We start from the raw sequence: 21,949 nt of genomic DNA on the forward strand, positions 1-21,949 counted from the left end.
AGCATTCGACATGAGCGCTTCCACTCCTCTGTTGTTCTTCTGCGCCGCGCGGTTTTCACCGCTGCGGCATGACAAGGAGCGGAAGCCACCGCTCCTCAGGGATCCTGCGCCACCTTTTCCGGCTGCGTCAGCATCCCGTAGATTTCATCCTTGAGCCGCATCCGCGCCTTGCGCATGTCGATCATGCTGAGGTCGGCGACGGGCTCGATATCCGCTTCTGCGCGATGAATGGCGAGATTCACCGCCTGATACTCTTCGCAGATCCGGTAGAAGTGGCCGTCGACCGCCCGCAGGTGGCGGATCGTGGCCAGATGCTCCGGAAATTCCTCTGCAAGCTGGTGCGGGGTGTTCGGCATGTCCATCTCCTTCTCGGTTGATGGTGTCAGCCTAGCCTGCCCGCGCCTTCACTCCTTGATCCCTGTCAAACCCGCCGCGATACCGTCAAAGCCCGAGCATCATGCGCACGACCGGCTCGAGACCCTTGCCGATCGCCCGGGTGTTTTCGGCATCGAGATGCACCCCGTCGAGCGGCGTCGTCTCGGCGACGGAGCCCGCATCGAAGAAGCCGCAGCCGCGCTCGTCGGCGAGGTCGGCGTAAAGCGTCGCCAGCATGGCCGATTGCTCCACACCGCCGGCAAACATCGCCGCAAAGGCCGTGTTCGCCGTCTCGCACAGCGGCGGCGGCGAGACGATCAGCACATCCGGCCCCTCGTCCGTGTCGAAGGACCAGGCGTGATGCCGCACCAGCTCCACCAGCCGCTCCATGCCCTGCACGGCCCCGAAGGCCGTTCCGCAGATGGCCGGCTTCATGTCGTTGGCGCCCAGGAACAGGATGACGAGGTCGATCGGGTCGTGGCTGTGCAGGATGGTCGGCAGGATGCGCGCGCCGTTGCGGTCGCAGTCCGCCAGATGGTCGTCATAGGCGGTGGTGCGGCCGTTGAGGCCCTCCGCGATCACGGTGACATCGGGCCCCAGCGCCTTGGCGAGCACGCTCGGCCAGCGATCCCCGAAGGCATGCCGGTCGAGCGTTTCGGCGTTGTAACCCCAGGTCAGGCTGTCGCCGTAGCAGAGAACCGTCTTCATGGCCGCACCCCGCTTGTCAGACGAGCATCCCCATCGGGTTCTCGATATAGCGCTTGAAGGCACCGAGCAGTTCGGCGCCGAGCGCGCCGTCCACGCAGCGATGGTCGGTGGAAAGCGTGACCGTCATCGCATTGACGATGACCATCTGCTTGTTCTTCACCACCACGCGCTCCTCGCCCGCGCCGACCGCCAGGATCGTCGCATGCGGCGGGTTGACGACGGCGGCGAAGTTCTTGACGCCCATCATGCCCATGTTGGAGACCGCGGTCGTGCCGCCCTGGTATTCCTCGGGCTTCAGCTTGCGTTCCTTGGCGCGCTTGCCCAGGTCCTTCATCTCGTTGGAGATGGTCGACAGGCTCTTGGTTTCCGCCTTGCGGATGATCGGCGTGATCAGCCCGCCCGGAATGGAAACGGCGACGCCGACATCCGCGTGCTTGTGCTTGACCATGTTCGTCTCCGTCCAGGAGACGTTGGCATCCGGCACATCGCGCAGAGCAAGCGCCAGCGCCTTGATCACCATGTCGTTGACCGAAAGCTTGTAGGCGGGACGGTCGTCCTTGCGCGGCGCGCTGTCGTTGATCTGTGCCCGCAGCGCCAGAAGCGCGTCGAGCTCGACATCGACGGAGACATAGAAATGCGGGATCGTCTGCTTGGATTCCTGCAGGCGCTTGGCGATGGTCTTGCGCATGCCGTCATGCGGCACGAGTTCGTAGGAGCCTTCGTCGAACAGCTTGAGCACGGCATCGTCCGACATGCCCTTGGGTGCAGCGGACGCGGCGGCAGCCGGTGCAGCGGCGGCAGGCTTCGCACCACCGGTCGCAACGGCCTTCTCGACGTCGCTCTTGACGACGCGGCCATGCGGGCCGGAGCCGGAAACGGCGGAAATGTCGATGCCGGCTTCCTTGGCGATGCGGCGGGCGAGCGGCGAGGAGAACACGCGGTTGCCGTCTCGCGACGGCGCAGGACCGGCCGATGCAGTAGCCGCAGGTGCCGGAGCGGCCGCGGCGGCAGCCGGCTTTTCGGCTTCCTTCGGCGCCTCGGCCTTCGCTTCGGAAGGCTTGCTTTCGGCGGGCTTAGTGTCCGCCTTCGGAGCGGCGCCACCACCGGCGGCAGCCGCGACATCTTCGCCATCTGCGGCGAGAACGGCGATCAGGCTGTTGACCTTCACGCCTTCCGTACCGGCCGGCACGACGATCTTGGCGACGACGCCCTCGTCGACGGCTTCGACTTCCATCGTCGCCTTGTCGGTTTCGATCTCGGCGATGACGTCACCGGATTTCACGGTGTCGCCTTCCTTCACCAGCCACTTGGCGAGGTTGCCCTCTTCCATGGTGGGCGAAAGGGCGGGCATCGTAATGTTGATCGGCATTTCGCGCCCTCCCGTTACTTGTAGCAGACGGCCTTCACCGCCTCGACGACTTCACCCACATTCGGCAGCGCCAGCTTTTCGAGATTGGCGGCGTAGGGCATGGGAACGTCCTTGCCGGCAATCGTGACGACGGGCGCATCGAGATAGTCGAAGGCCTCGCGATGGACGCGGTTGGCGATGAAATCGCCGACGGACGACTGCGGGAACCCTTCCTCGACGGTCACGAGGCGGCCGGTCTTCTTGACCGATTCGATGACGGTCGGCAGGTCCATCGGACGGATGGTGCGAAGGTCGATCAGCTCGACGTCGATGCCCTGCTTCTCCAGCTCGGCCACCGCCTTGACCGCATAGGTCATGCCGATGCCGAAGGAGACCAGCGTCGCATCCTTGCCGGGGCGGTGAATGCGCGCCTTGCCGATCGGCAGCACGAAATCGTCGAGCTTGGGAACCTCGAAGCTGTGGCCGTACAGGATCTCGTTCTCGAGGAAGATGACCGGGTTCGGATCGCGGATCGCGGCCTTCAGCAGGCCCTTGGCGTCTGCCGCCGTGTAGGGCATGACGACCTTGAGGCCCGGAATATGGCTGTACCATGCGGCATAGCACTGCGAGTGCTGGGCGCCAACGCGTGCGGCAGCGCCGCTCGGGCCGCGGAAGACGATCGGCGCGCCCATCTGGCCGCCCGACATGTAGAGCGTCTTGGCGGCCGAGTTGACGATTTGGTCGATCGCCTGCATGGCGAAGTTGAACGTCATGAACTCGACGATGGGCTTGAGGCCCGCCATGGCCGCGCCGACGCCGATGCCGGTAAAGCCGTGCTCGGTGATCGGCGTGTCGATCACGCGCTTGTCGCCGAATTCCTGCAACAGGCCCTGGGTGATCTTGTAGGCGCCCTGATATTCGGCGACTTCCTCACCCATGATGAACACGTCGCCGTCGCGGCGCATTTCTTCCGCCATGGCGTCGCGCAGCGCTTCACGCACCGTCATGCTCACCATTTCGGTGCCGGCGGGGATATCCGGATCGGCGGCCACTTCCGTCTTCGGTGCGGCCGGAACCTTCTCGGATGCGACGGATGTCGGCTCGTCCGAGGATTCGCGGGCCTTGCCGCCCGCATCGCCGGAGGTTGCGGCGGGCGTGTCGGCATTGGCCGCCGGCGCCGCCTTGGGCGCGGAAATCGCGTCGGCGCTTTCGCCATCCTGCAGCAGAACGGCGATGACGGAGTTGACCTTGACGCCTTCGGAGCCGGCGGGAACGACGATCTTGCCGATCACGCCTTCATCGACGGCCTCGACTTCCATCGTCGCCTTGTCGGTCTCGATCTCGGCGATCACGTCACCGGACTTCACGGCGTCGCCTTCGTTCTTGATCCACTTGGAAAGCGTGCCCTCTTCCATCGTCGGAGAGAGCGCGGGCATAAGAATATCTACGGGCATATAAGTCCCCCCCGGATCAAAGCAGAATGTCGGTGTAGAGCTCGGATACATCCGGCTCTGCATCGTTCTGGGCGAATTCGGCGCTGTCGGCGACGATGTCGCGGACCTCCTTGTCGATCTGCTTCAGATCGTCCTCGCTCGCCCAGCCCTGCTCGAGAAGACGGGCCTTCACCTGCTCCAGCGGGTCGTGCTCGGAGCGCATCTTCTGCACTTCGTCCTTGGAGCGGTACTTCGCCGGGTCGGACATGGAGTGACCGCGATAGCGATAGGTCAGCATTTCAAGGATGTACGGGCCCTTGCCGGCGCGGCAATGGGCGATGGCCTCCTCGGCCGCGGCCTTGACCGCGCGCACGTCCATGCCGTCGACCTGGACGCCGGGAATGCCGAAACCTTCGCCGCGCTTGGAGAAGTTCGACTGCGCCGTGGAGCGCACCGTCGAGGTGCCCATCGCATAGCGGTTGTTCTCGATGATGTAGACGACCGGCAGCTTCCAGAGCGCGGCCATGTTGAAGCTTTCATAGACCTGGCCCTGGTTGGCCGCGCCGTCGCCGAAATAGGTGACCGACACCTGGTCGTTGCCGCGATACTTGTTGGCGAAGGCGAGACCCGTGCCGAGCGAGACCTGGCCGCCGACGATGCCGTGGCCGCCGTAGAAGCCCTTCTCCTTGGAGAACATGTGCATCGAGCCGCCCTTGCCCTTCGACAGGCCGCCGCGACGACCGGTCAGCTCGGCCATGACGCCGCGCGCGCTCATGCCGAGCGCGATCATGTGGCCGTGGTCGCGATAGGAGGTGATCACCTGGTCGCCGTCCTTCTGGGCCATCTGCATGCCCACGACGACCGCTTCCTGGCCGATATAGAGATGACAGAAACCGCCGATGACGCCCATGCCGTAGAGCTGGCCGGCCTTTTCCTCGAAGCGACGGATCATGAGCATCTCGCGGTAGGCGTGAAGCTCTTCTTCCTTGGTGAATGTCAGACTGTTGGAACCGATTGTCTCGTTCCGTGCAGGCTTTGCCGTCGTTTTGCGGCTGGACGTGGACGCGGTCTTGCGCGGAGCCATTCGATCCTCCCTATGTTTGCCTTTTGCCGAAAACATAGGGGAGAAATTCCGCATCAGCAATGCCATAAATGCATGGCTTATATTCCCTACAAGCTACTGACAAGTAAGGAATATTTACGATTAACCAGATTTCGGTTAATCGCGCTTCTCAGTGGAAGATCACGATTTCATCGGCGCGCGACATGTTGAGGTAGGAACGCGCCTTTTCGTCGAGCATGTCGCGCTCGAGCGAGCCGTCGCTCATCAGGGCCACTTCTTTTTCCAGGATCTGGCGCTGCCGCACGAGCACGTCCAGACGCGCCTGCCGTTCCATTCGCTGCCGCTCGAAATCCTCCATTCCGCGCAGGCCGAAATCACCATGGACGGAATGGTAACCGAAATAGGAAAGGAAAGCGACCGTAATCACCGGCAGCGCCAGCCGGCCGAATTTCCGCTTCTTATGATGCTTGGTCCACATGCAGGTGCCCCGATACGCAGTACAGCCAGACACTATCGGCAAGCGGTTAACCGACCATTGACCATGACGGGTGGGCCCAAGAAAAAACCCGCATCTTGCGATGCGGGTTTCATCATTCCGGAAAAACTGTTTTCCGGTCAGCCGCGCAGAATGCCGCGGCCGGCATATTTCGCCGCCGCGCCCAGCTGCTCCTCGATGCGGATGAGCTGGTTGTACTTTGCGGTACGGTCCGAACGGGCGAGCGAACCGGTCTTGATCTGCCCGCAGTTGGTGGCGACCGCGAGGTCGGCGATCGTCGAATCCTCGGTCTCGCCCGAACGGTGTGACATGACGGCGGTGTAGCTCGCCTTGTGCGCGGTCTCGACGGCGTCGAGCGTTTCGGAGAGCGAGCCGATCTGGTTGACCTTGACGAGGATCGAGTTGCCGACGCCCATCTTGATACCGTCGCGCAGGCGGGCCGAGTTGGTGACGAACAGGTCGTCGCCGACCAGCTGCACCGACTTGCCGATCTTGTCGGTCAGCGTCTTCCAGCCGTCCCAGTCGTCTTCGGCCATGCCGTCCTCGATCGAGAAGATCGGGTACTTGGCGGCGAGTTCGGCCAGGTACTCAGCCATGGCGCCGGGCTCCAGCGTGCGGCCCTCGCCTTCCAGCACGTACTTGCCGTCCTTGAAGAATTCCGTCGAGGCGCAGTCGAGCGCGATGAACATGTCCTCGCCCGGGCGGTAGCCGGCCTTCTCGATGGACTTCATGATGAAGTCGAGCGCGGCGGGTGCGGATGCGAGGCCCGGCGCGAAGCCGCCTTCGTCACCGACATTGGTGTTGTGGCCGTCGGCGGCGAGCTGCTTCTTCAGCGTATGGAACACTTCCGACCCCATGCGCACGGCGTCGCGGATGTTGTCGGCGCCGACGGGAACGATCATGAACTCCTGGAAGTCGATCGGGTTGTCGGCATGCGCGCCGCCATTGATGATGTTCATCATCGGAACCGGCAGGATGCGGGCGTTCGGGCCGCCGACATAGCGGTAAAGCGGCAGGTTGGCGGCTTCGGCGGCGGCCTTGGCGACGGCCAGCGAAACGCCGAGGATGGCGTTGGCGCCCAGACGTGCCTTGTTCGGCGTGCCGTCCAGCTCGATCATCGTCTGGTCGACGGCGATCTGGTCTTCGGCGTCGAGGCCGCCGATGGCTTCGAATATCTCGCCGTTGACGGCAGCAACGGCATTTTCGACGCCCTTGCCGAGGTAGCGCTTGCCGCCGTCGCGCAGTTCGACGGCTTCATGCGCGCCGGTCGAGGCGCCCGACGGAACCGCCGCGCGGCCGAAACTGCCATCCTCGAGATAGACGTCCACTTCAACGGTGGGATTGCCGCGGCTGTCGAGGATCTCGCGGCCGATGATGTCGATGATAGCAGTCATGATATCGTCCTGGTTCGGGTTTATTAATCGATTAAAATCCACTTTTAATCGACCATGCGGAAATTACAATGGCGCTCGGCGCCGGAAGAACGGATGCCACGTCTTCGTGTCATCCGTTTGATGGCGCTCACGCCTTGGCGATGTCGTCGAAGGCCAGAAGCTTTTCGAGAAGCCGCGGCATGTCCTTGAGATAGACCATGTTCGGACCGTCGGAGGGTGCGTGGTCCGGATCCTCATGCGTCTCGACGAACACGCCGGCGACACCGACGGCGATGGCCGCCCGCGCCAGCGTTTCGACGAATTCGCGCTGGCCGCCGGAGGACCCGCCCTGCCCGCCGGGCTGCTGCACCGAATGGGTCGCGTCGAACACGACGGGCGCGCCGAGCGAGGCCATGATCGGCAGCGAGCGCATGTCGGAGACCAGCGTGTTGTAGCCGAAGGAGGCGCCGCGCTCGCACAGAAGCACGTTCGGGTTGCCGCTCTCGGTGAACTTGGCCAGCACGTTCTTCATGTCCCAGGGCGCCAGGAACTGGCCCTTCTTGACATTGATTACGCGCCCGGTCTTGGCGGCGGCGACGAGAAGGTCGGTCTGGCGCGACAGGAAGGCCGGGATCTGCAGGATATCGACCGTTTGGGCGACGACCGCGCACTGCTCTTCCGTGTGAATGTCGGTCAGGACGGGAAAGCCGAAATCCCTCTTCAGGTCGGCGAAGATCTCCATGGCGCTGTCCAGCCCGATGCCGCGCTTGCCCGAAAGCGAGGTGCGGTTGGCCTTGTCGAACGACGACTTGTAGACGAGGCCGATTCCGAGCTTGTCGGTCAGTTCGACGAGCGTTCCGGCGATCATGTAAGCGTGGTCGCGGCTTTCCATCTGGCAGGGGCCGGCAATCAGCGAGAAGCGCTTGTCCTGCGCGAAGGTAACCTTTTTGGCGCCCTCGCCGACGACGACGGTGGAATTGGTTTTCATGTCATTCTCCAAAGACGAAGAGGGCGCCCTGGCCCGGCGCCGGCGGCACCATGAGCCGGCCGTCGCGTTCGGTAAAGACGACGCCGCGCTCGGCGAGCAGGCGGCGGCAATCCGGCAGGCTGGCAACCGTGAAGACGACCGCCCGGCCCTTCAGCCCGCGGTCCGTGCCGGTCTCCGGCGCGATGCCGTAAAAACCCTCCAGCCCGGCATCGTTGAGCAAGGTGATGCGGCCGCGCGGTGTCGCGACCGACATGCCGAAGGACATGGCCTCGATCTCGCGCTCGTCAGCGGCTTCCTGCACGAGATACTGGAAATCCGTCGGGTTCTGTTCCGACAGCACGACCTCTGAAAGCGCGGTCACGCCGTTTTCATGCGCCTCCAGCGCCTTCCGGTCGGCCGGCAGCGGCAGGATGCGCTGCGAGGCGAAGAAGAAGAAATCGGGACTGCGCAGATCGGCGGCGAAAGCCAGCCGGAAGCTGCCGGTCGCGGACGTCCCGTCGGGCAGAAGCATCTCGCGCGAGAACTCCAGCATATCGCCGCCGGAAAGACCGGCAGCCGCATAGCGCCGGTCGTCGCCCTGCGCATCGCTCGTCGCCATGGCGATGCCGGAGAAGCCGTCCAGCCCGCGACGGAAGCGGAACGCCTGGTCGCGCGCGACGAAGGCATTGCCCTCGCGCGCCGCCTCTTCGCATTCCTCGCGGTTTGCGATGCCGAGCGGCTCCAGATAGCTGCCGTCGGACAGGAACACGCAACAGTTCTCGGTGCCGAAGGGGTGGCGCGCATCCTTGGCGACGGTAAATCCCAGCGCGGTCAGTCTTTCGCGGGCGATTGCGAGGTCGGACACCGGCAGCACCAGATGGTCGATCGGGCGGGGCGTTCTCGAACTCACGGTCATGGGCAGGTAATCCGGTCGTGTTTCAGGCGCCCCGTGCTTTGCATGCTTTCGGCCCGCAATGCAAGCGCCGGCACAAGGGCTGCCGCGCATCGGGAACTTTTCCGTCGCCGCGACATTCCAACGGCGCATTCCAGCATCGGAGCCCGCCATTTCCACGCCCCGCGACATCACGAAGCAGCGCAAGCTGCATGAATCCCGGCCGCTCTGGGCCGAAACGCCACGCATCGGCGTCCGCGCCGCGCACACCCCGTCGAGGAGCGACTACGACGTGATCGTCGTCGGCGCCGGCATTTCCGGCGCGCTCGCCGCGCATGCCCTCACCGATGGCCGGCGCTCGGTTCTGATCGTGGATCGCCGCGCGCCCGTGCGCGGCAGCACGCTTGCCAGCACCGCGATGATCCAGCACGAGATCGACATTCCCCTGCACAAGCTCGCCGGCCTGATCGGCGTGAAGAAGGCCAATCGCGCCTGGTGCCGTTCGGCCCGCGCTGTCGAGCAACTGACGCACATCGTTGCCGATCTCGACATTTCCTGCGCCTTCGAGCGCAAGAAGACGCTGTTCCTGGCGGGCGACGAATATGGCAGCCGCGCGCTGCGCAGCGAGGTCGAAGCGCGGCATGCCGCCGGCATCGCGGCCGATTTCGTGGATGCCGCCACGCTGGAGCAGCAGTTCGGCATCGACCGTACCGGCGCCATTCTCAGCGACATCTCCGCGTCCGCAAACCCGGCCCAGATGGCGGCAGGCATTCTGCGCGCGGCGGTCGAACGCGGGGCGGAGCTGGTGAGCCCGCTCGAAATAACCGACCTGCGCTCCACCGGTGACCGCGCCTTTCTCGCCACGGCCGAGGGCAAGATCCTGTCTGCCGGGCATGTCGTCTTCTGCTCGGGTTACGAATTCCTCAAGTCCCTGGCGCAGGAGGGGCACTCGGTCGTCTCCACCTGGGCGCTCGCCACCCCGCGCGGCACCGCCCTGCCCGGCTGGCTGAAGGATTGCATCGTCTGGGAAGGTGCTGATCCCTACCTCTATCTTCGCAGTTCGCGCGACGGCCGGCTGATCGTCGGTGGCGAGGACGAGGAAAGCGAAACCGCCTACGCCTCGCCGAAAAAACTCGCCAGCAAGGCGAAGGTCATCCGCCGAAAGGCGGAGGCATTGCTCGGCATGTCCCTGCCCGATCCCGAATTCGTCTGGGCCGCCCCCTTCGGCACCACGAGCACAGGCCTGCCGCTCATCGGCGCCGTGCCCGGCCTCGACCGAGTCTCCGCCGTCATGGGCTTCGGCGGCAACGGCATCACCTTCAGCCAGATCGCCGCTGAAATCGTCTCCGCCGCCATCAGCGGCCATGCCGATCCCGACGCCGACATCTTCACCTTCGGCAACGGCACACGCTGACCGCCGATTCGCCCCGCCCATCCAATAGGGGGTCCGCATGCCGGGCCGCAACGCCCGCATGCCTTGATCTGCGGTGCATGGCGGCTTGCCGCACGCCACCGTCATTCCCGTGTCATGTGACAGTGATGTTTCTTCGCGCGTGACTGAACCCGGCAGCCGCCAGCTGAAGCGGCGCCCACAGGAGTTTGCGTGAATGGACATGGCTCAGGCCTTCGCCCTTGCCTCGGGCGCCCTCGTTGCGACCAACCTCGCCAGCATTCTCATCGCCGGCAAGCGGCTCAAGGCAACGGGCTTTCCGCCGCCGGACCTGCGCAAGAAACCGCCCGTCTCCATCGTCATCCCCGTTCGCGGCATCGAGAATTTCACGGCCGAGACACTGTCGCGCGCCTTCCGCCTGAGCTGGCCGAATTACGAACTCCTGTTCTGCGTCGCCCACGGCAACGACCCGGTCATCGCGGAAATCGAGAGGACGGCGGCCGAACACCCGTCCGTGGCGTCGCGAATCCTCGTCGGCGACGACCGCATCAGCGCCAACCCCAAGCTCAACAATTGCGTGAAGGGCTGGCAGGCGGCGCGGCACGACTGGGTCGTCCTCGCCGATTCCAACGTACTGATGCCGGAGGACTACGTGCAGCATCTGATGGGCGGCTGGCGCAGCGATTCGGGCCTTGTCTGCTCGACGCCGCTCGGCTCGCGGCCAGACGGCTTCTGGGCGGAGGTGGAGTGCACCTTCCTCAACACCCAGCAGGCCCGCTGGCAATATGCCGGCGAAGCGCTCGGCCTCGGTTTCGCGCAGGGCAAGAGCATGCTCTGGTACAAGCCGATGCTGGATGCCAATGGCGGCATCCACGCCCTCAATGCCGAGATCGCCGAGGACGCCGCCTCCACCAAGCTGGTCAACCGCCTCGGCCTCAAGGTGCATCTCGTGTCGTCGCCGTTCGAACAGCCGCTCGGCCGCCGCACCGGCCACGACATCTGGTCGCGCCAGTGCCGCTGGTCGCGCCTGCGCCGCGTCACCTTTCCGGGCTTCTTCGCGCCGGAAATCCTGCTCGGCCTGTTGCCGCCCTTGTCACTTGCCCTGATCGCCGTGGCGCTCGGCGCCGGCACCCTGCCCTCGGCCATGCTGCTGGTGCTTGCAGGCATCTACCTGCCGGAACTCGCGCTCGCCTTCGCCAAGGGCTGGCGCCTGTCGCGCTGGTCGGTGCCGGCCATGATCGTGCGCGACCTCATGCTGCCGGCCATCTGGCTGCGCGCCTGGCTCGGCGGCACCATCGACTGGCGCGGCAACACCATGACCATCGGCACCACCGCCTGCGAGCTGGAGGAAGCGCCGGCAGGCCCCTGAACCGGCTCACGCCACGCGGGCACGCAGTCCGTCCAGCAACCTCCTGAACGCGTCGACGGCCTGCCGCGACGTCGCCTCGGGCGTCTGCGAATTGGCGATCCATAGCGCGGCATGGCTGCTTGCGCCGTTGATCAGCCGAGCCGCCGCTTCCGTGTCGATGTCCACCATCAGGCCATCCGCCTTCAAACGCGCGATGCTGCGGCTGAGCGCGGCGATGCAGCCGTTGCTCGTCGGCCACTGCGAGACATCGCCCAGCACCGCCGGACCGTCGCGGAACATGATGCGCTGTATTTCCGGTTCCAGCGCCATTTCGATATAGGCGACGCACTCGTCGACAAAGCCTTGCCAGCGGTTCGGCGCGGCGGCGGAAATGCGGTTGAGCCGCGTCGTCATCTCCGCATCGATCTGCTGGATGACGGCTTGGAGAAGCCCCGTCTTGTCGCCGAAATGGTGGTAGAGCGCGCCGCGCGTCAGCCCCGCCGCCGCCGTGAAGTCATCCATCGAGGCACCCGCATAACCGACCGTCCCGAAGGCATGGCGACCGGCGGCGATGAGCTTTGCCCGGGTTTCGGCGATCATTTCTTCGCGCGGCTTGCGCATGGCATCCCCTTTTACATACGTCGCGTATTTTATTTGACATACGTTGCGTATGCAATTACCGATTCACATACGCTACGTATGTAGGCATTCATTCATCGATAGGCAGGAGCAGGCCATGGCCAACCCCTACAAAGAGATTTTCAGCGTGCCCGGCACAATAGGTTTTTCCGTCGCCGGCTTTTTCGCGCGCCTGCCCATCGCCATGGCGCCCATCGGCATCGTCGCCATGCTGTCGCAGGCGCATGGCGAATATTGGTTCGCGGGTGCCGTCTCCGCCACCTTCGCGCTCACCAATGCGCTGATCGCACCGCAGGTGTCCCGGCTTGTCGATCGCTACGGCCAGTCCGCGGTGCTCACGCCCGCAACGATCATCTCCGTCATGGCGTTTCTGACGCTGATTGCGGCCACCAACCAGGCCTGGCCGGTCTGGACGCTCTTCGCCTCGGCCTTCTTCGCCGCCACCATGCCCAGCATGCCGGCCATGCTGCGCGCCCGCTGGACCGGACTTTTCCGCGACCGGCCGGAGATGAACACCGCCTTCGCCTTCGAATCGGCGGCCGATGAACTCGTCTATATCGCCGGCGCCTCGCTGTCGGTCGGTCTCGCCGTCGCGCTCTTCCCCGAGGCCGGCATGCTGGTCAGCACCCTATGCCTCGCCCTCGGCACCCTCGCCTTCGTCCTGCAACGCGCGACGGAGCCCGCGATCCGCACGGCCGGCAGCGGCAGCCCGCAAACGTCGGCCATCCGCCTGCCCGCGGTGCAGATCATCACGCTCGCGCTCGTCTTCGTCGGCGCCACCTTTGCCACGGCCGAGGTCAGCGCGGTCGCCATCACCAAGGATCTCGGGCAGCCCAACGCGGCAAGTCTCGTCATCGGCGTCTACGGCGTCGGCTCCTTCATCGTCGGCCTCCTGCTCGGCGCGATCAACCCCTCCATGCCCTTGCAGAAACAGATGATGATTGCCGTGACGGTGCTCGGCCTCACCGCCCTGCCGCTGCCCTTTGTCGGCACGGTGCCGCTCCTGGCGATCGCCCTCTTCATCAGCGGCGTCGCGATCTCGCCGACCTTCATAACCGCCTTCGGACTGGTTGAACGCCGCGTGCCGGCGGCGATGCTGACGGAAGGCGTCACATGGGTCACGACGGGCATCGGCATCGGCATGGCGCTGGGCGCCTTCGTGGCCGGCTGGGCTGTGGATACGTTCGGCCCGCAGAACGGCTTCTGGGTGTCCGTCGCCGCCTGCTTGGGTGCCCTGCTGACGGTCGCGCTCGGTCAGCGCACACTGGCCGGCGAAGACTGCGACGACGGCGTCTGCCCGACGCCGCAAGCCGCCGAATAAGGCAGCAAGGCCCGGCCACCGCGCCGGGCCTTCACGCCCACCGCTTGACGCCATCGCGCCACACCACTAACAAGCGCATCAGGTTTCAGATACCTGCCGCTCGCAGACGAAAGTCCCGGTGAAATCTGATCTTGGACGAACCCGACCCTCGAAGCATTTCGTGCGGCAGGCAATGCGAGCCCCTCCCTCTCATCGAAATGCACATGAGGAGAGCGGGATGTCGCAAGACCTTTCCAATCCATTTCTGACCGCGCCGCTCGGCGCGCTTTTCGCCAGAACGGCAACGCCCATCGTCTTTGTCATGAGCATGAACGGGCTTTTGACCGTCATGGATGCCGTGATGCTCGGCCTCTATGCCGGGCCGGAGGCCGTCGCCGCCGTCACGGCGGTCTTTCCCATCTTCATGCTGCTGGTGGCGCTCGCCACCCTCGTCGGCAGCGGTATGGCGAGCCTGCTCGCGCGCCGCCTCGGCGCAGGCGACCTGCCGGCAGCCCGCAACGCCTTCGCCGCCGCCCACGGGCTGGCGCTGGCCATCGGCGCGGCCTTCATCCTGGCGTTTCTCGCCTTCGGCCTCACGCTCATCGCCGCCATCGCCAACGGCGCGCCGCTGCTCGAAACGCTGGCCTATCGCTACATCGCGATCGTCGTGTTCTTCTCGCCGCTCCAGCTGCTGCTGGCGGTCAATGTCGATGCGCTTCGTTGCGAGGGGCGTGTCGGGCTGATGGCGCTGGCGAGCCTCTTCGTCTCGCTCGCCAATCTTGCCTTCAACTATATCCTGATCGCGGGGTTCGATCTCGGCGTCACCGGCTCCGCGCTCGGGACCATATTGGCGCAACTTTTGGCGCTCGGCTTTCTGGCGGTGTTCAGGACTATCGGGAAAACCAACCTGCGCCTCGCGGACATCATGGCCAAACCGTCCCACCTGTCCAGTTCGACACGAGACATCCTGGCGCTCGGCGCGCCGCAAAGCCTCGGCTTCATCGGGCTTGCGCTCGTCTCCGCCGCAGTCATAACCGCCCTGCAAATCTCTGCCGGAAGCGCTTACGAAACCCTGGTCACCGCCTACGGCATCGTCACGCGCATCCTCACCTTCGCCTATCTGCCGCTGCTCGGCATGAGCCAGGCCGTGCAGACGATCCTGGGCAACAACCATGGTGCCGGCCTCACGCAGCGCGCCACCAAGGTGCTGCGCCTCGGCCTCGCCGCCGTTTTCATCTATTGCCTCGGCATCGAAATCCTGCTCGTCACCATGCCCGGCCGGATGGCCGGCCTGTTCGTCGCGGATGCGTCCGTCATCGCCGCCGTCACGCGCATCATGCCGATCATGGCCGCGCTCTACATCCTTTCCGGCCCGCTCATGGTCATCGCCGGTTCCTTTCAGGCAATCGGCGATGCCAGACGCGCGGCCCTGCTGAGCCTTGCAAAGCCCTATCTCTTCACCATGCCGCTGGTGCTGGTCCTGACCACGCTGCTTGGGGAAAAAGGTATCTGGTTCGCCACGCCGGCAGCGGATGCGCTGCTGCTTGCCCTTACGGCCATCACGTTACGGCAGGTGAGGCACCGCACCATCGGCCCATAAAAAACCGCCCGGTGCTTGGCGCGCGCCGGGCGGTTTTCAAAAGTGCATTGCGACACTCAGACGAGGCGGCTCTGTTCCAGGGCCGCTTCGATGAAGCTGGCAAACAGCGGATGGGGATCGAGCGGGCGGCTCTTCAGTTCCGGGTGGTACTGAACGCCGATAAACCACGGATGATCGGGGTATTCCACCGTTTCCGGCAGCACGCCATCCGGCGACATGCCGGAGAAGACGAGGCCGCAGCTCTCCAGCTTGTCCTTGTAATCGACATTCACCTCGTAGCGGTGACGGTGACGCTCGGAAATGTCGGTGGAGCCGTAGATGTCGGCAATCTTCGTGCCGCCCTTCAGCGACGCGCGATAGGCGCCAAGCCGCATCGTGCCGCCGAGATCGCCCGACGCCGAACGCTTCTCCAGCTCGTTGCCCTTCACCCACTCCGTCATCAGGCCGACGACCGGCTCGGCCGTCTTGCCGAATTCGGTCGAGGAGGCCTTCTCGATGCCGGCGAGGTTGCGCGCGGCCTCCACGACGGCCATCTGCATGCCGAAGCAGATGCCGAAATACGGCACCTTGCGCTCGCGGGCAAAGCGCGCCGCATTGATCTTGCCCTCGGAGCCGCGCTCGCCGAAGCCGCCGGGCACGAGGATGCCGTGCACCTTCTCCAGATACGGCGCCGGATCCTCCTTCTCGAAGACCTCCGACTCGATCCATTCGAGCTTGACCTTGATGTGGTTTGCGATGCCGCCGTGATAGAGCGCCTCGATCAGCGACTTATAGGCATCCTTGAGGCCGGTATACTTGCCGACGATGGCGATCGTCACTTCGCCTTCCGGCGTGCTGATGCGGTCGGAAACAGTCTGCCAGGCTTCCAGGCGCGGCTTCGGCGCGGGTTCGATGCCGAAGGCGGCCAGAACCTCGTCGTCGAGGCCTTCCTTGTGATAGGCGAGCGGCACGTCGTAGATCGAGGCCACGTCGAGCGCCTGGATGACGGCGGTCGGACGCACATTGCAGAACAGCGAGAGCTTGCGGCGTTCGGCTTCCGGGATTTCGCGGTCGGCGCGCACCAAGAGGATATCAGGGTGGATGCCCATGGCCTGCAGTTCCTTGACGGAATGCTGCGTCGGCTTGGTCTTCAGCTCGCCGGCGGCCGGGATATAGGGCATCAGCGTCAGGTGGACATAGACGGCCGTGCCGCGCGGCAGGTCGTTGCCGAGCTGGCGGATCGCCTCCATGAAGGGCATCGCCTCGATATCGCCCACCGTGCCGCCGATCTCGCACAGCACGAAGTCGTAATCGTCATTGCCTTCGGTGACGAAGTTCTTGATCTCGTTGGTGACGTGCGGAATGACCTGCACGGTCGCGCCGAGATAGTCGCCGCGGCGTTCCTTGTCGATGATGTTCTTGTAGATGCGGCCGGTGGTGATGTTGTCGGTCTTGGTGGCCGAGCGGCCGGTGAAGCGCTCGTAGTGGCCAAGGTCGAGGTCGGTCTCCGCGCCATCGTCGGTGACGAAGACCTCGCCGTGCTGCGTCGGGCTCATGGTGCCCGGATCGACGTTGAGATAAGGGTCCAGCTTGCGAAGGCGAACGCGGTAACCGCGGGCCTGAAGGAGGGCTCCCAGTGCTGCTGCGGCGATGCCTTTTCCAAGGGAAGAAACCACGCCGCCTGTGATGAATACATATCGCGCCATGGGAGTCACCGGATACCTTTTCAAAATCGATTCCGCCACCGAAAAATCACCTTGGGCGTGATTTCGGAAGTCGCAATCGGCGTTTTACACAGAAGAAGGCCGGTTGGTTTTGCCAACCGGCCGGTTTGTTTTTGTTTGCTTCGGCTTACTGGCCGCTCGGGACGCCGGTGTTGCCGCCGGTCTCCGCTGCGCCACCCGTCGTGGCGGGCGTCTGGCCCGCGCCGGTGGTGGCGTTGCCGCCCTCGGTCGGAACGGCGTCGGTGCCGGTCGCCGCAGGCGTCTGGTTCGTGGTGTTGCCGGTGCCCTGGCCCTCGGTTCCCTGGCCCTGCGTGCCCTGGTTCTGCGTACCCTGGTTCTGCTGGGTGCCGCCGTTCTGCTGGCTCTGGCCGCCGCCGAGCGCGTCGAGAACGCCGCCGGTGCCGGTCGTGCCGGGAATACGGTCGAGAATGTCGGTCGGGCGCGTCTCGTAGCGGGCATAGATGCCCATGCCGAGCGCAAGCACGAAGAACAGCGTGGCGAGGATCGCCGTGGTGCGCGTCAGGGCATTGGCCGTGCCGCGCGCCGACATGAAGCCGGAGCCGCCGCCAATGCCGAGGCCGCCGCCTTCCGAGCGCTGGATCAGCACGACGCCGATCAGCGCGACGACGACCATGAGATAAATGACGAGCAAGATGGTCTGCATGTTTAGCTATCCCGGCCAAGCGGCCAAATTTCAGGTTTGCGGCTCAATATACCAAGCCGTGCGCCATTCCAAGCCCCAGCGATCAATCCGCCTGCCCTTTTGCAGGCAGACGGAAGAGGCTGCAAAAGGGCTTACGCCGTCAGCGCTTCATAGGCCCGGTAGATGGCGAGGAAATCGTCGGATTTCAAGCTCGCCCCGCCGATCAGCGCACCGTCGACATTGGCGACGCCCATCAATTCCTTCGCATTGCCCGGCTTGACGGAACCGCCGTAGAGAATGCGCATCTTGGCGCCCTCGCCGGCAAAGCGCGCCGAAAGTTCCGCGCGCATGAAGGCATGCGCCTCTTCAACGTCCTTGGCCGTCGGTGTCAGCCCCGTGCCGATCGCCCAGACCGGCTCGTAGGCGATGACGGTGTTCTGCGCCGTCGCGCCATCCGGCACCGAGGCCGCCAGCTGGCTTTTCAGCACGTCCAGCGTCTTGCCCGCTTTGCGCTCCTCGCCCGTCTCGCCGATGCAGACGATGGCGACGAGGTCGTTTTCATGGGCGATTTCCGCCTTGGTGCGCACCAGCGCGTCGCTTTCCTTGTGGTCGGTACGGCGCTCGGAATGGCCGACGATCACATGGGTGCCGAAGCAGTCGGCGATCATCTCGGCGGAAATGTCGCCGGTATGCGCGCCGGAGGCCTTTTCATGGCAGTCCTGCGCGCCGATCAGGAGCGGGCTGTCGTCGCAAAGCGCCGTCGCCACGTAGAGAAGGGTCGCCGGCGGGCAGATCAGCGTCTCCACCTTTTCGGAAAGCGGCCCCTTCACGCCTTCGGCCATCGCCTTGATCTGGTCGAGCGATGCGCGCGTGCCATTCATCTTCCAGTTCCCGGCGACGAGCGGTGTTACATCCGGTGTCATGAGGCCTCCCTGTCCTTGAATTCTCGGGTCGCATGGGGCGTAGCAAATCGGCGCGGCCAAGGAAAGGCATGGCGAAAGTCTTCGCCCCCTATCCGCTTCAGCGCGCCAGCAGGAAATTCAGCGTCTCGCGCCAGTCGGTCATGCGCACCGGCGTGCCGTGGCCGCCGGTCTGGAACAGCACGAAGCGGGTGGGAATACCGGCCTTGCGCAGCTTGCGGAACACCGCGATCTGGTCGTTGGCCGCATAGACCTTGTCGCTGTCGCCATGCGTGAAATAGACCGGCAGCTTGGCCTTGAAGGCCGGCGTCTTGGCATAGTCGCCATCCGCCGCCCCGCCCATCAGCACCATGCCGGACAGGCTTTTGACCGCCGTGGCGTCGCGCACCACGCGCGCGCAGATGAAACTGCCCATCGACGCACAGGCAAGAATGACGGGCGCATCGGGCGAGAGCGCCTTGGCCCGCAGGATCAGGCCGGAAATGCGCGCAGCACCCGCATCGTCGAACGACGGCACGCTCGGTGCGTAATAGACGCCGCCGTTCTGCGCCGCGAGGTTCTTCAGGCGGTTGAAATTGCCGCCGAAGGTCCAGTCGTTGTTGCCGAGGCGCCGGTCGCCGCCGCGGCCGTGGATGAAGATCACGGTGAAGGCCGCCCCCTCGCCCTTGCCGGTCATGGCGACGTCGAGCTTGCCGGCCGGCGTGTCCACCGTCAGCGCCTGCGTCGCCTTCTTCACCGCCGTCGAGACATAGGCGGATTTCACGCGCCGCTCGGGCACCTGGTCGCGCCCGTTGATGTCGCGCATCTCCTCGTAATCGACGACGCGCAACGCCCCGTCGTCGGCCGTCTCGACCACGGTGCCGTAGGCGAACAGCTCGTCCTTCCACGGCTTGAGCGTGAGTGCCGACGCCTGATGGGCGGCCAGGCCGGTGAAAACGGCGGCCAGAACGAACCGGCGAAGGCAATCAACTGTGGACTGAGCCATGAACACGCACTCCCTTGGGGTGGCGATACTTGCCATTCACCCGGATGCAAAGCAATCCTCGTGGCGCGGCGGTGCAGCCGGCGTTCGCGAAAACCCGCAGAATCTGGCAGAGTCGTAAGTGATTCGCCGCCCATCTCATTCCGCCACGCCGCGCTCCGCAGGGAGCGACGGCTGAAAGCGGCAGACGGAACAAACTCTGAACGGCCCATGCAAGACGACAGCAACGACCTTTTCGCCAGCCTGCAATCCCAGCCCGCCCCCGAACCCGTGGCGCGGGAGGAAAAGCCCGTGCCGCGCGCCACCGCACCGGTCCCGGCCCCGCCGGCTGCCGGCGGCGATTACGACGCCTCGGCGATCCGCGTGCTGGAAGGGCTCGAGCCCGTGCGCATGCGTCCCGGCATGTATATCGGCGGCACGGACGAGAAGGCGCTTCACCACCTCTTCGCGGAAGTCATCGACAACTCGATGGACGAGGCCGTCGCGGGACACGCCAACTTCATCGAGGTCAATCTCGATGCCGAGGGCTTCCTGACCGTCACCGACAACGGGCGCGGCATCCCGGTGGAAAACCACCCGCAGATGCCGGGCAAGTCGACGCTGGAGGTCATCCTCACCGTGCTGCATGCCGGCGGCAAGTTCGACGGCAAGGCCTACGAGACATCGGGCGGCCTGCACGGCGTCGGCGTGTCCGTCGTCAATGCGCTGTCGGATCATCTCGAGGTCGAGGTCGCCCGCAACAAGAAGCTCTACCGCCAGCGCTTTTCGCGCGGCAAACCCGTCGGCGGGCTGGAAGAGCTCGGCGACGTGCACAACCGCCGCGGCACGAAGGTCCGCTTCCATCCGGATCCGGAGATTTTCGGCGCGCATGCGCGCTTCGATCCCGGCCGCGTCTTCCGCATGGCGCGCTCCAAGGCCTATCTCTTCGGCGGCGTCGAAATCCGCTGGAGCTGCGATCCGGCCCTTCTGCCCGAGGGATCCGAGACGCCGGAAAAGGCAGTGTTCCACTTCCCCGGCGGCCTGAAGGACTATCTGCAGGCCACGCTCGGCAAGGACTACACCGTCACGCGCGAAATCTTCGCCGGCAAGAGCGAGAAGTCGGGCGGCCACGGCTCGCTGGAATGGGCCGTCACCTGGTACGGCGGCGATTCGCTCATCCACTCCTATTGCAACACCATCCCGACGGCCGACGGCGGCACGCATGAGGCGGGCCTGCGCATCGCGCTTACCAAGGGCCTGAAGAACTACGCCGAGCTGACCCAGAACAAGCGCGCCAGGGACATCACCACCGACGACGTGATGATCTCGGCGGTCGGCATGCTCTCCGTCTTCATCCGCGAGCCGGAATTCGTCGGCCAGACCAAGGACAAGCTCGCCACCGTCGAGGCCCAGCGCATCGTCGAGAACGCGTTGCGCGATCCCTTCGACCACTACCTTGCCGACAACCCCGCCGAAGCCGCCAAGCTGCTCGACTGGGTCATCGAGCGCGCCGAAGAGCGCATGCGCCGCCGCAAGGAAAAGGAAGTCTCGCGCAAGACGGCCGTGCGCAAGCTGCGCCTGCCCGGCAAGCTCGCCGACTGCTCGCAGAATTCCGCCGAGGGTGCGGAACTCTTCATCGTCGAGGGCGATTCGGCCGGCGGCTCGGCCAAGCAGGCGCGAAACCGCGCCAACCAGGCCATCCTGCCGCTGCGCGGAAAAATCCTCAACGTCGCCAGCGCCGGCCGCGAGAAGCTCGGCGCCAACCAGCAGATTTCCGATCTGGTGCAGGCGCTCGGCTGCGGCACGCGCTCGAAATACCGCGACGAGGACCTGCGCTACGACCGCGTCATCGTCATGACCGATGCCGATGTCGACGGCGCGCATATCGCCTCGCTGCTCATCACCTTCTTCTATCAGGAGATGCCGGATCTGATCCGTGGCGGCCACCTCTACCTCGCCGTCCCGCCGCTCTACCGCCTGACCCAGGGCGGCAAGACGCTCTATGCCCGCGACGATGCGCACCGCGAGGAGCTGATGCGCACCGAATTCAACGGGCGCGGCAAGGTCGAGATCGGCCGCTTCAAGGGTCTGGGCGAAATGCTGCCGGCGCAGCTCAAGGAAACCACGATGGATCCGAAGAAGCGCACGCTCCTCAAGGTCGCCATCGACGACGTCGATTTCGAGGGCACCCGCACCGCCGTGGACGACCTGATGGGCACGAAGCCGGAGGCGCGTTTCCGCTTCATCCAGGAGCGTGCGGTCTTTGCCGACAACCTCGATATCTGAGGAAGGAATGCCTTACTTTCGCGCCATTGCCGGCCTCTAACCGGCGGCATCGATCCCGGAGAAACGGCCATGAAAGCTGCGCTCATCGTCATGACGCTCATGGGCTGCGACGACAGCGCGACCCAGTGCCACTATATCGATACGGTCGACCGCTCCTGGCAGACGGTCGCGCTGTGCGACGCGCAGGCGGAAACCTATATCAACCGCCATCAGGACAAGAATTATCCTGTCATCGTGGCGGTCTGCGAAACCGCAAGCGACCGCATGACGGCGGAGGTCACGCCGACGCCCGATCCCGCGCCCGCCGACACGACCGCCCAGACCCCGCTGCCATTGCCGGCGAAAACGGTCGAGGCCCGTCAGGGCCTTGCGGCGCGCACGCTGGGTTTCCTGAAGAAAGCCATTCCGGACCGCCAGTCGCTGAAGGCCGCCGTCACCACGCCGATCCGCTATGCCGAGGACGGCTATTCCTGGGTCGCCAAGCGCTTCGCCGACTGATCACCG

General features: G+C 65.0%; 20 protein-coding genes. 6 read left to right on the top strand and 14 right to left on the bottom strand.

The window, feature by feature from the left end:
* Positions 1–95: 95 nt before the first annotated feature.
* The 9 genes from GR158_RS20610 to GR158_RS20650 all read right to left on the bottom strand — a co-directional run bounded on the left by GR158_RS20610 (position 96) and on the right by GR158_RS20650 (position 8,679).
* A complete protein-coding gene (locus GR158_RS20610) occupies positions 96–356 on the bottom strand; it encodes a YdcH family protein (protein WP_160872403.1) in 261 nt (86 codons plus the stop codon).
* Positions 357–441: 85 nt separating this feature from the next.
* Positions 442–1,083: an SGNH/GDSL hydrolase family protein gene (locus GR158_RS20615; RefSeq protein WP_134652156.1), complete on the bottom strand. Its 642-nt coding sequence runs from the start codon at positions 1,081–1,083 to the stop codon at positions 442–444.
* A 16-nt stretch (positions 1,084–1,099) separates the two neighbouring features.
* A complete protein-coding gene (locus tag GR158_RS20620) occupies positions 1,100–2,452 on the bottom strand; it encodes a pyruvate dehydrogenase complex dihydrolipoamide acetyltransferase (protein ID WP_160872404.1) in 1,353 nt (450 codons plus the stop codon).
* A 14-nt stretch (positions 2,453–2,466) separates the two neighbouring features.
* Positions 2,467–3,885 (bottom strand): pyruvate dehydrogenase complex E1 component subunit beta, encoded by a 1,419-nt coding sequence (locus GR158_RS20625; RefSeq protein WP_160872405.1) that lies wholly within the window; start codon positions 3,883–3,885, stop codon positions 2,467–2,469.
* Positions 3,886–3,901: 16 nt separating this feature from the next.
* On the bottom strand, positions 3,902–4,948 hold the full coding sequence (gene pdhA / locus GR158_RS20630; protein WP_160872406.1) for a pyruvate dehydrogenase (acetyl-transferring) E1 component subunit alpha: 1,047 nt from the start codon (positions 4,946–4,948) through the stop codon (positions 3,902–3,904).
* Between the two features lie 148 nt (positions 4,949–5,096).
* Positions 5,097–5,405 (bottom strand): septum formation initiator family protein, encoded by a 309-nt coding sequence (locus GR158_RS20635; protein WP_160872407.1) that lies wholly within the window; start codon positions 5,403–5,405, stop codon positions 5,097–5,099.
* Between the two features lie 137 nt (positions 5,406–5,542).
* Entirely contained in the window at positions 5,543–6,817 is a 1,275-nt protein-coding gene (gene eno, locus GR158_RS20640; RefSeq protein ID WP_134652166.1) for a phosphopyruvate hydratase, read from the bottom strand.
* Positions 6,818–6,944: 127 nt separating this feature from the next.
* Positions 6,945–7,784, bottom strand: a complete 840-nt coding sequence (kdsA, locus tag GR158_RS20645) for a 3-deoxy-8-phosphooctulonate synthase (RefSeq protein ID WP_160872408.1) — start codon at positions 7,782–7,784, stop codon at positions 6,945–6,947.
* A 1-nt stretch (position 7,785) separates the two neighbouring features.
* Positions 7,786–8,679 carry a VOC family protein gene (locus GR158_RS20650; protein ID WP_160872409.1) on the bottom strand — a complete coding sequence of 298 codons (894 nt, stop codon included), beginning with the start codon at positions 8,677–8,679 and terminating at the stop codon, positions 7,786–7,788.
* 58 nt (positions 8,680–8,737) lie between these two features.
* On the opposite strand from GR158_RS20650, the gene GR158_RS20655 reads away from it, so the two are divergent.
* Positions 8,738–10,069 carry an FAD-binding oxidoreductase gene (locus GR158_RS20655; protein WP_160872410.1) on the top strand — a complete coding sequence of 444 codons (1,332 nt, stop codon included), beginning with the start codon at positions 8,738–8,740 and terminating at the stop codon, positions 10,067–10,069.
* 193 nt (positions 10,070–10,262) lie between these two features.
* On the top strand, positions 10,263–11,414 hold the full coding sequence (locus GR158_RS20660) for a ceramide glucosyltransferase (protein WP_160872411.1): 1,152 nt from the start codon (positions 10,263–10,265) through the stop codon (positions 11,412–11,414).
* Between the two features lie 6 nt (positions 11,415–11,420).
* Here GR158_RS20660 and GR158_RS20665 read toward each other — a convergent pair whose 3' ends face one another.
* The gene (locus tag GR158_RS20665) at positions 11,421–12,014 is read right to left on the bottom strand and encodes a TetR/AcrR family transcriptional regulator (protein ID WP_160872412.1); all 594 of its coding nucleotides are present in this window, start codon (positions 12,012–12,014) and stop codon (positions 11,421–11,423) included.
* A gap of 115 nt (positions 12,015–12,129) precedes the next feature.
* On the opposite strand from GR158_RS20665, the gene GR158_RS20670 reads away from it, so the two are divergent.
* Both GR158_RS20670 and GR158_RS20675 read left to right on the top strand, forming a co-directional pair.
* Complete coding sequence (locus GR158_RS20670; RefSeq protein ID WP_160872413.1) at positions 12,130–13,353, top strand: MFS transporter; 1,224 nt, start codon at positions 12,130–12,132, stop codon at positions 13,351–13,353.
* A gap of 217 nt (positions 13,354–13,570) precedes the next feature.
* Positions 13,571–14,932, top strand: a complete 1,362-nt coding sequence (locus GR158_RS20675; protein WP_160872414.1) for an MATE family efflux transporter — start codon at positions 13,571–13,573, stop codon at positions 14,930–14,932.
* A gap of 56 nt (positions 14,933–14,988) precedes the next feature.
* On the opposite strand, the gene GR158_RS20680 is transcribed toward GR158_RS20675, so the two are convergent.
* The 4 genes from GR158_RS20680 to GR158_RS20695 all read right to left on the bottom strand — a co-directional run bounded on the left by GR158_RS20680 (position 14,989) and on the right by GR158_RS20695 (position 19,183).
* Complete coding sequence (locus tag GR158_RS20680) at positions 14,989–16,617, bottom strand: CTP synthase (RefSeq protein WP_134652182.1); 1,629 nt, start codon at positions 16,615–16,617, stop codon at positions 14,989–14,991.
* 145 nt (positions 16,618–16,762) lie between these two features.
* Entirely contained in the window at positions 16,763–17,299 is a 537-nt protein-coding gene (gene secG / locus GR158_RS20685) for a preprotein translocase subunit SecG (RefSeq protein WP_160872415.1), read from the bottom strand.
* 131 nt (positions 17,300–17,430) lie between these two features.
* The gene (tpiA, locus tag GR158_RS20690) at positions 17,431–18,201 is read right to left on the bottom strand and encodes a triose-phosphate isomerase (protein ID WP_160872416.1); all 771 of its coding nucleotides are present in this window, start codon (positions 18,199–18,201) and stop codon (positions 17,431–17,433) included.
* A 97-nt stretch (positions 18,202–18,298) separates the two neighbouring features.
* The gene (locus GR158_RS20695; RefSeq protein WP_160872417.1) at positions 18,299–19,183 is read right to left on the bottom strand and encodes an alpha/beta hydrolase; all 885 of its coding nucleotides are present in this window, start codon (positions 19,181–19,183) and stop codon (positions 18,299–18,301) included.
* A 207-nt stretch (positions 19,184–19,390) separates the two neighbouring features.
* On the opposite strand from GR158_RS20695, the gene parE reads away from it, so the two are divergent.
* Positions 19,391–21,445 (top strand): DNA topoisomerase IV subunit B, encoded by a 2,055-nt coding sequence (gene parE, locus GR158_RS20700; RefSeq protein WP_134652190.1) that lies wholly within the window; start codon positions 19,391–19,393, stop codon positions 21,443–21,445.
* Positions 21,446–21,514: 69 nt separating this feature from the next.
* Entirely contained in the window at positions 21,515–21,943 is a 429-nt protein-coding gene (locus tag GR158_RS20705; protein ID WP_160872418.1) for a hypothetical protein, read from the top strand.
* The last annotated feature ends 6 nt before the right edge of the window (positions 21,944–21,949 follow it).

This window comes from Shinella sp. AETb1-6, from assembly GCF_009826875.1.
Taxonomy (GTDB): domain Bacteria; phylum Pseudomonadota; class Alphaproteobacteria; order Rhizobiales; family Rhizobiaceae; genus Shinella; species Shinella sumterensis.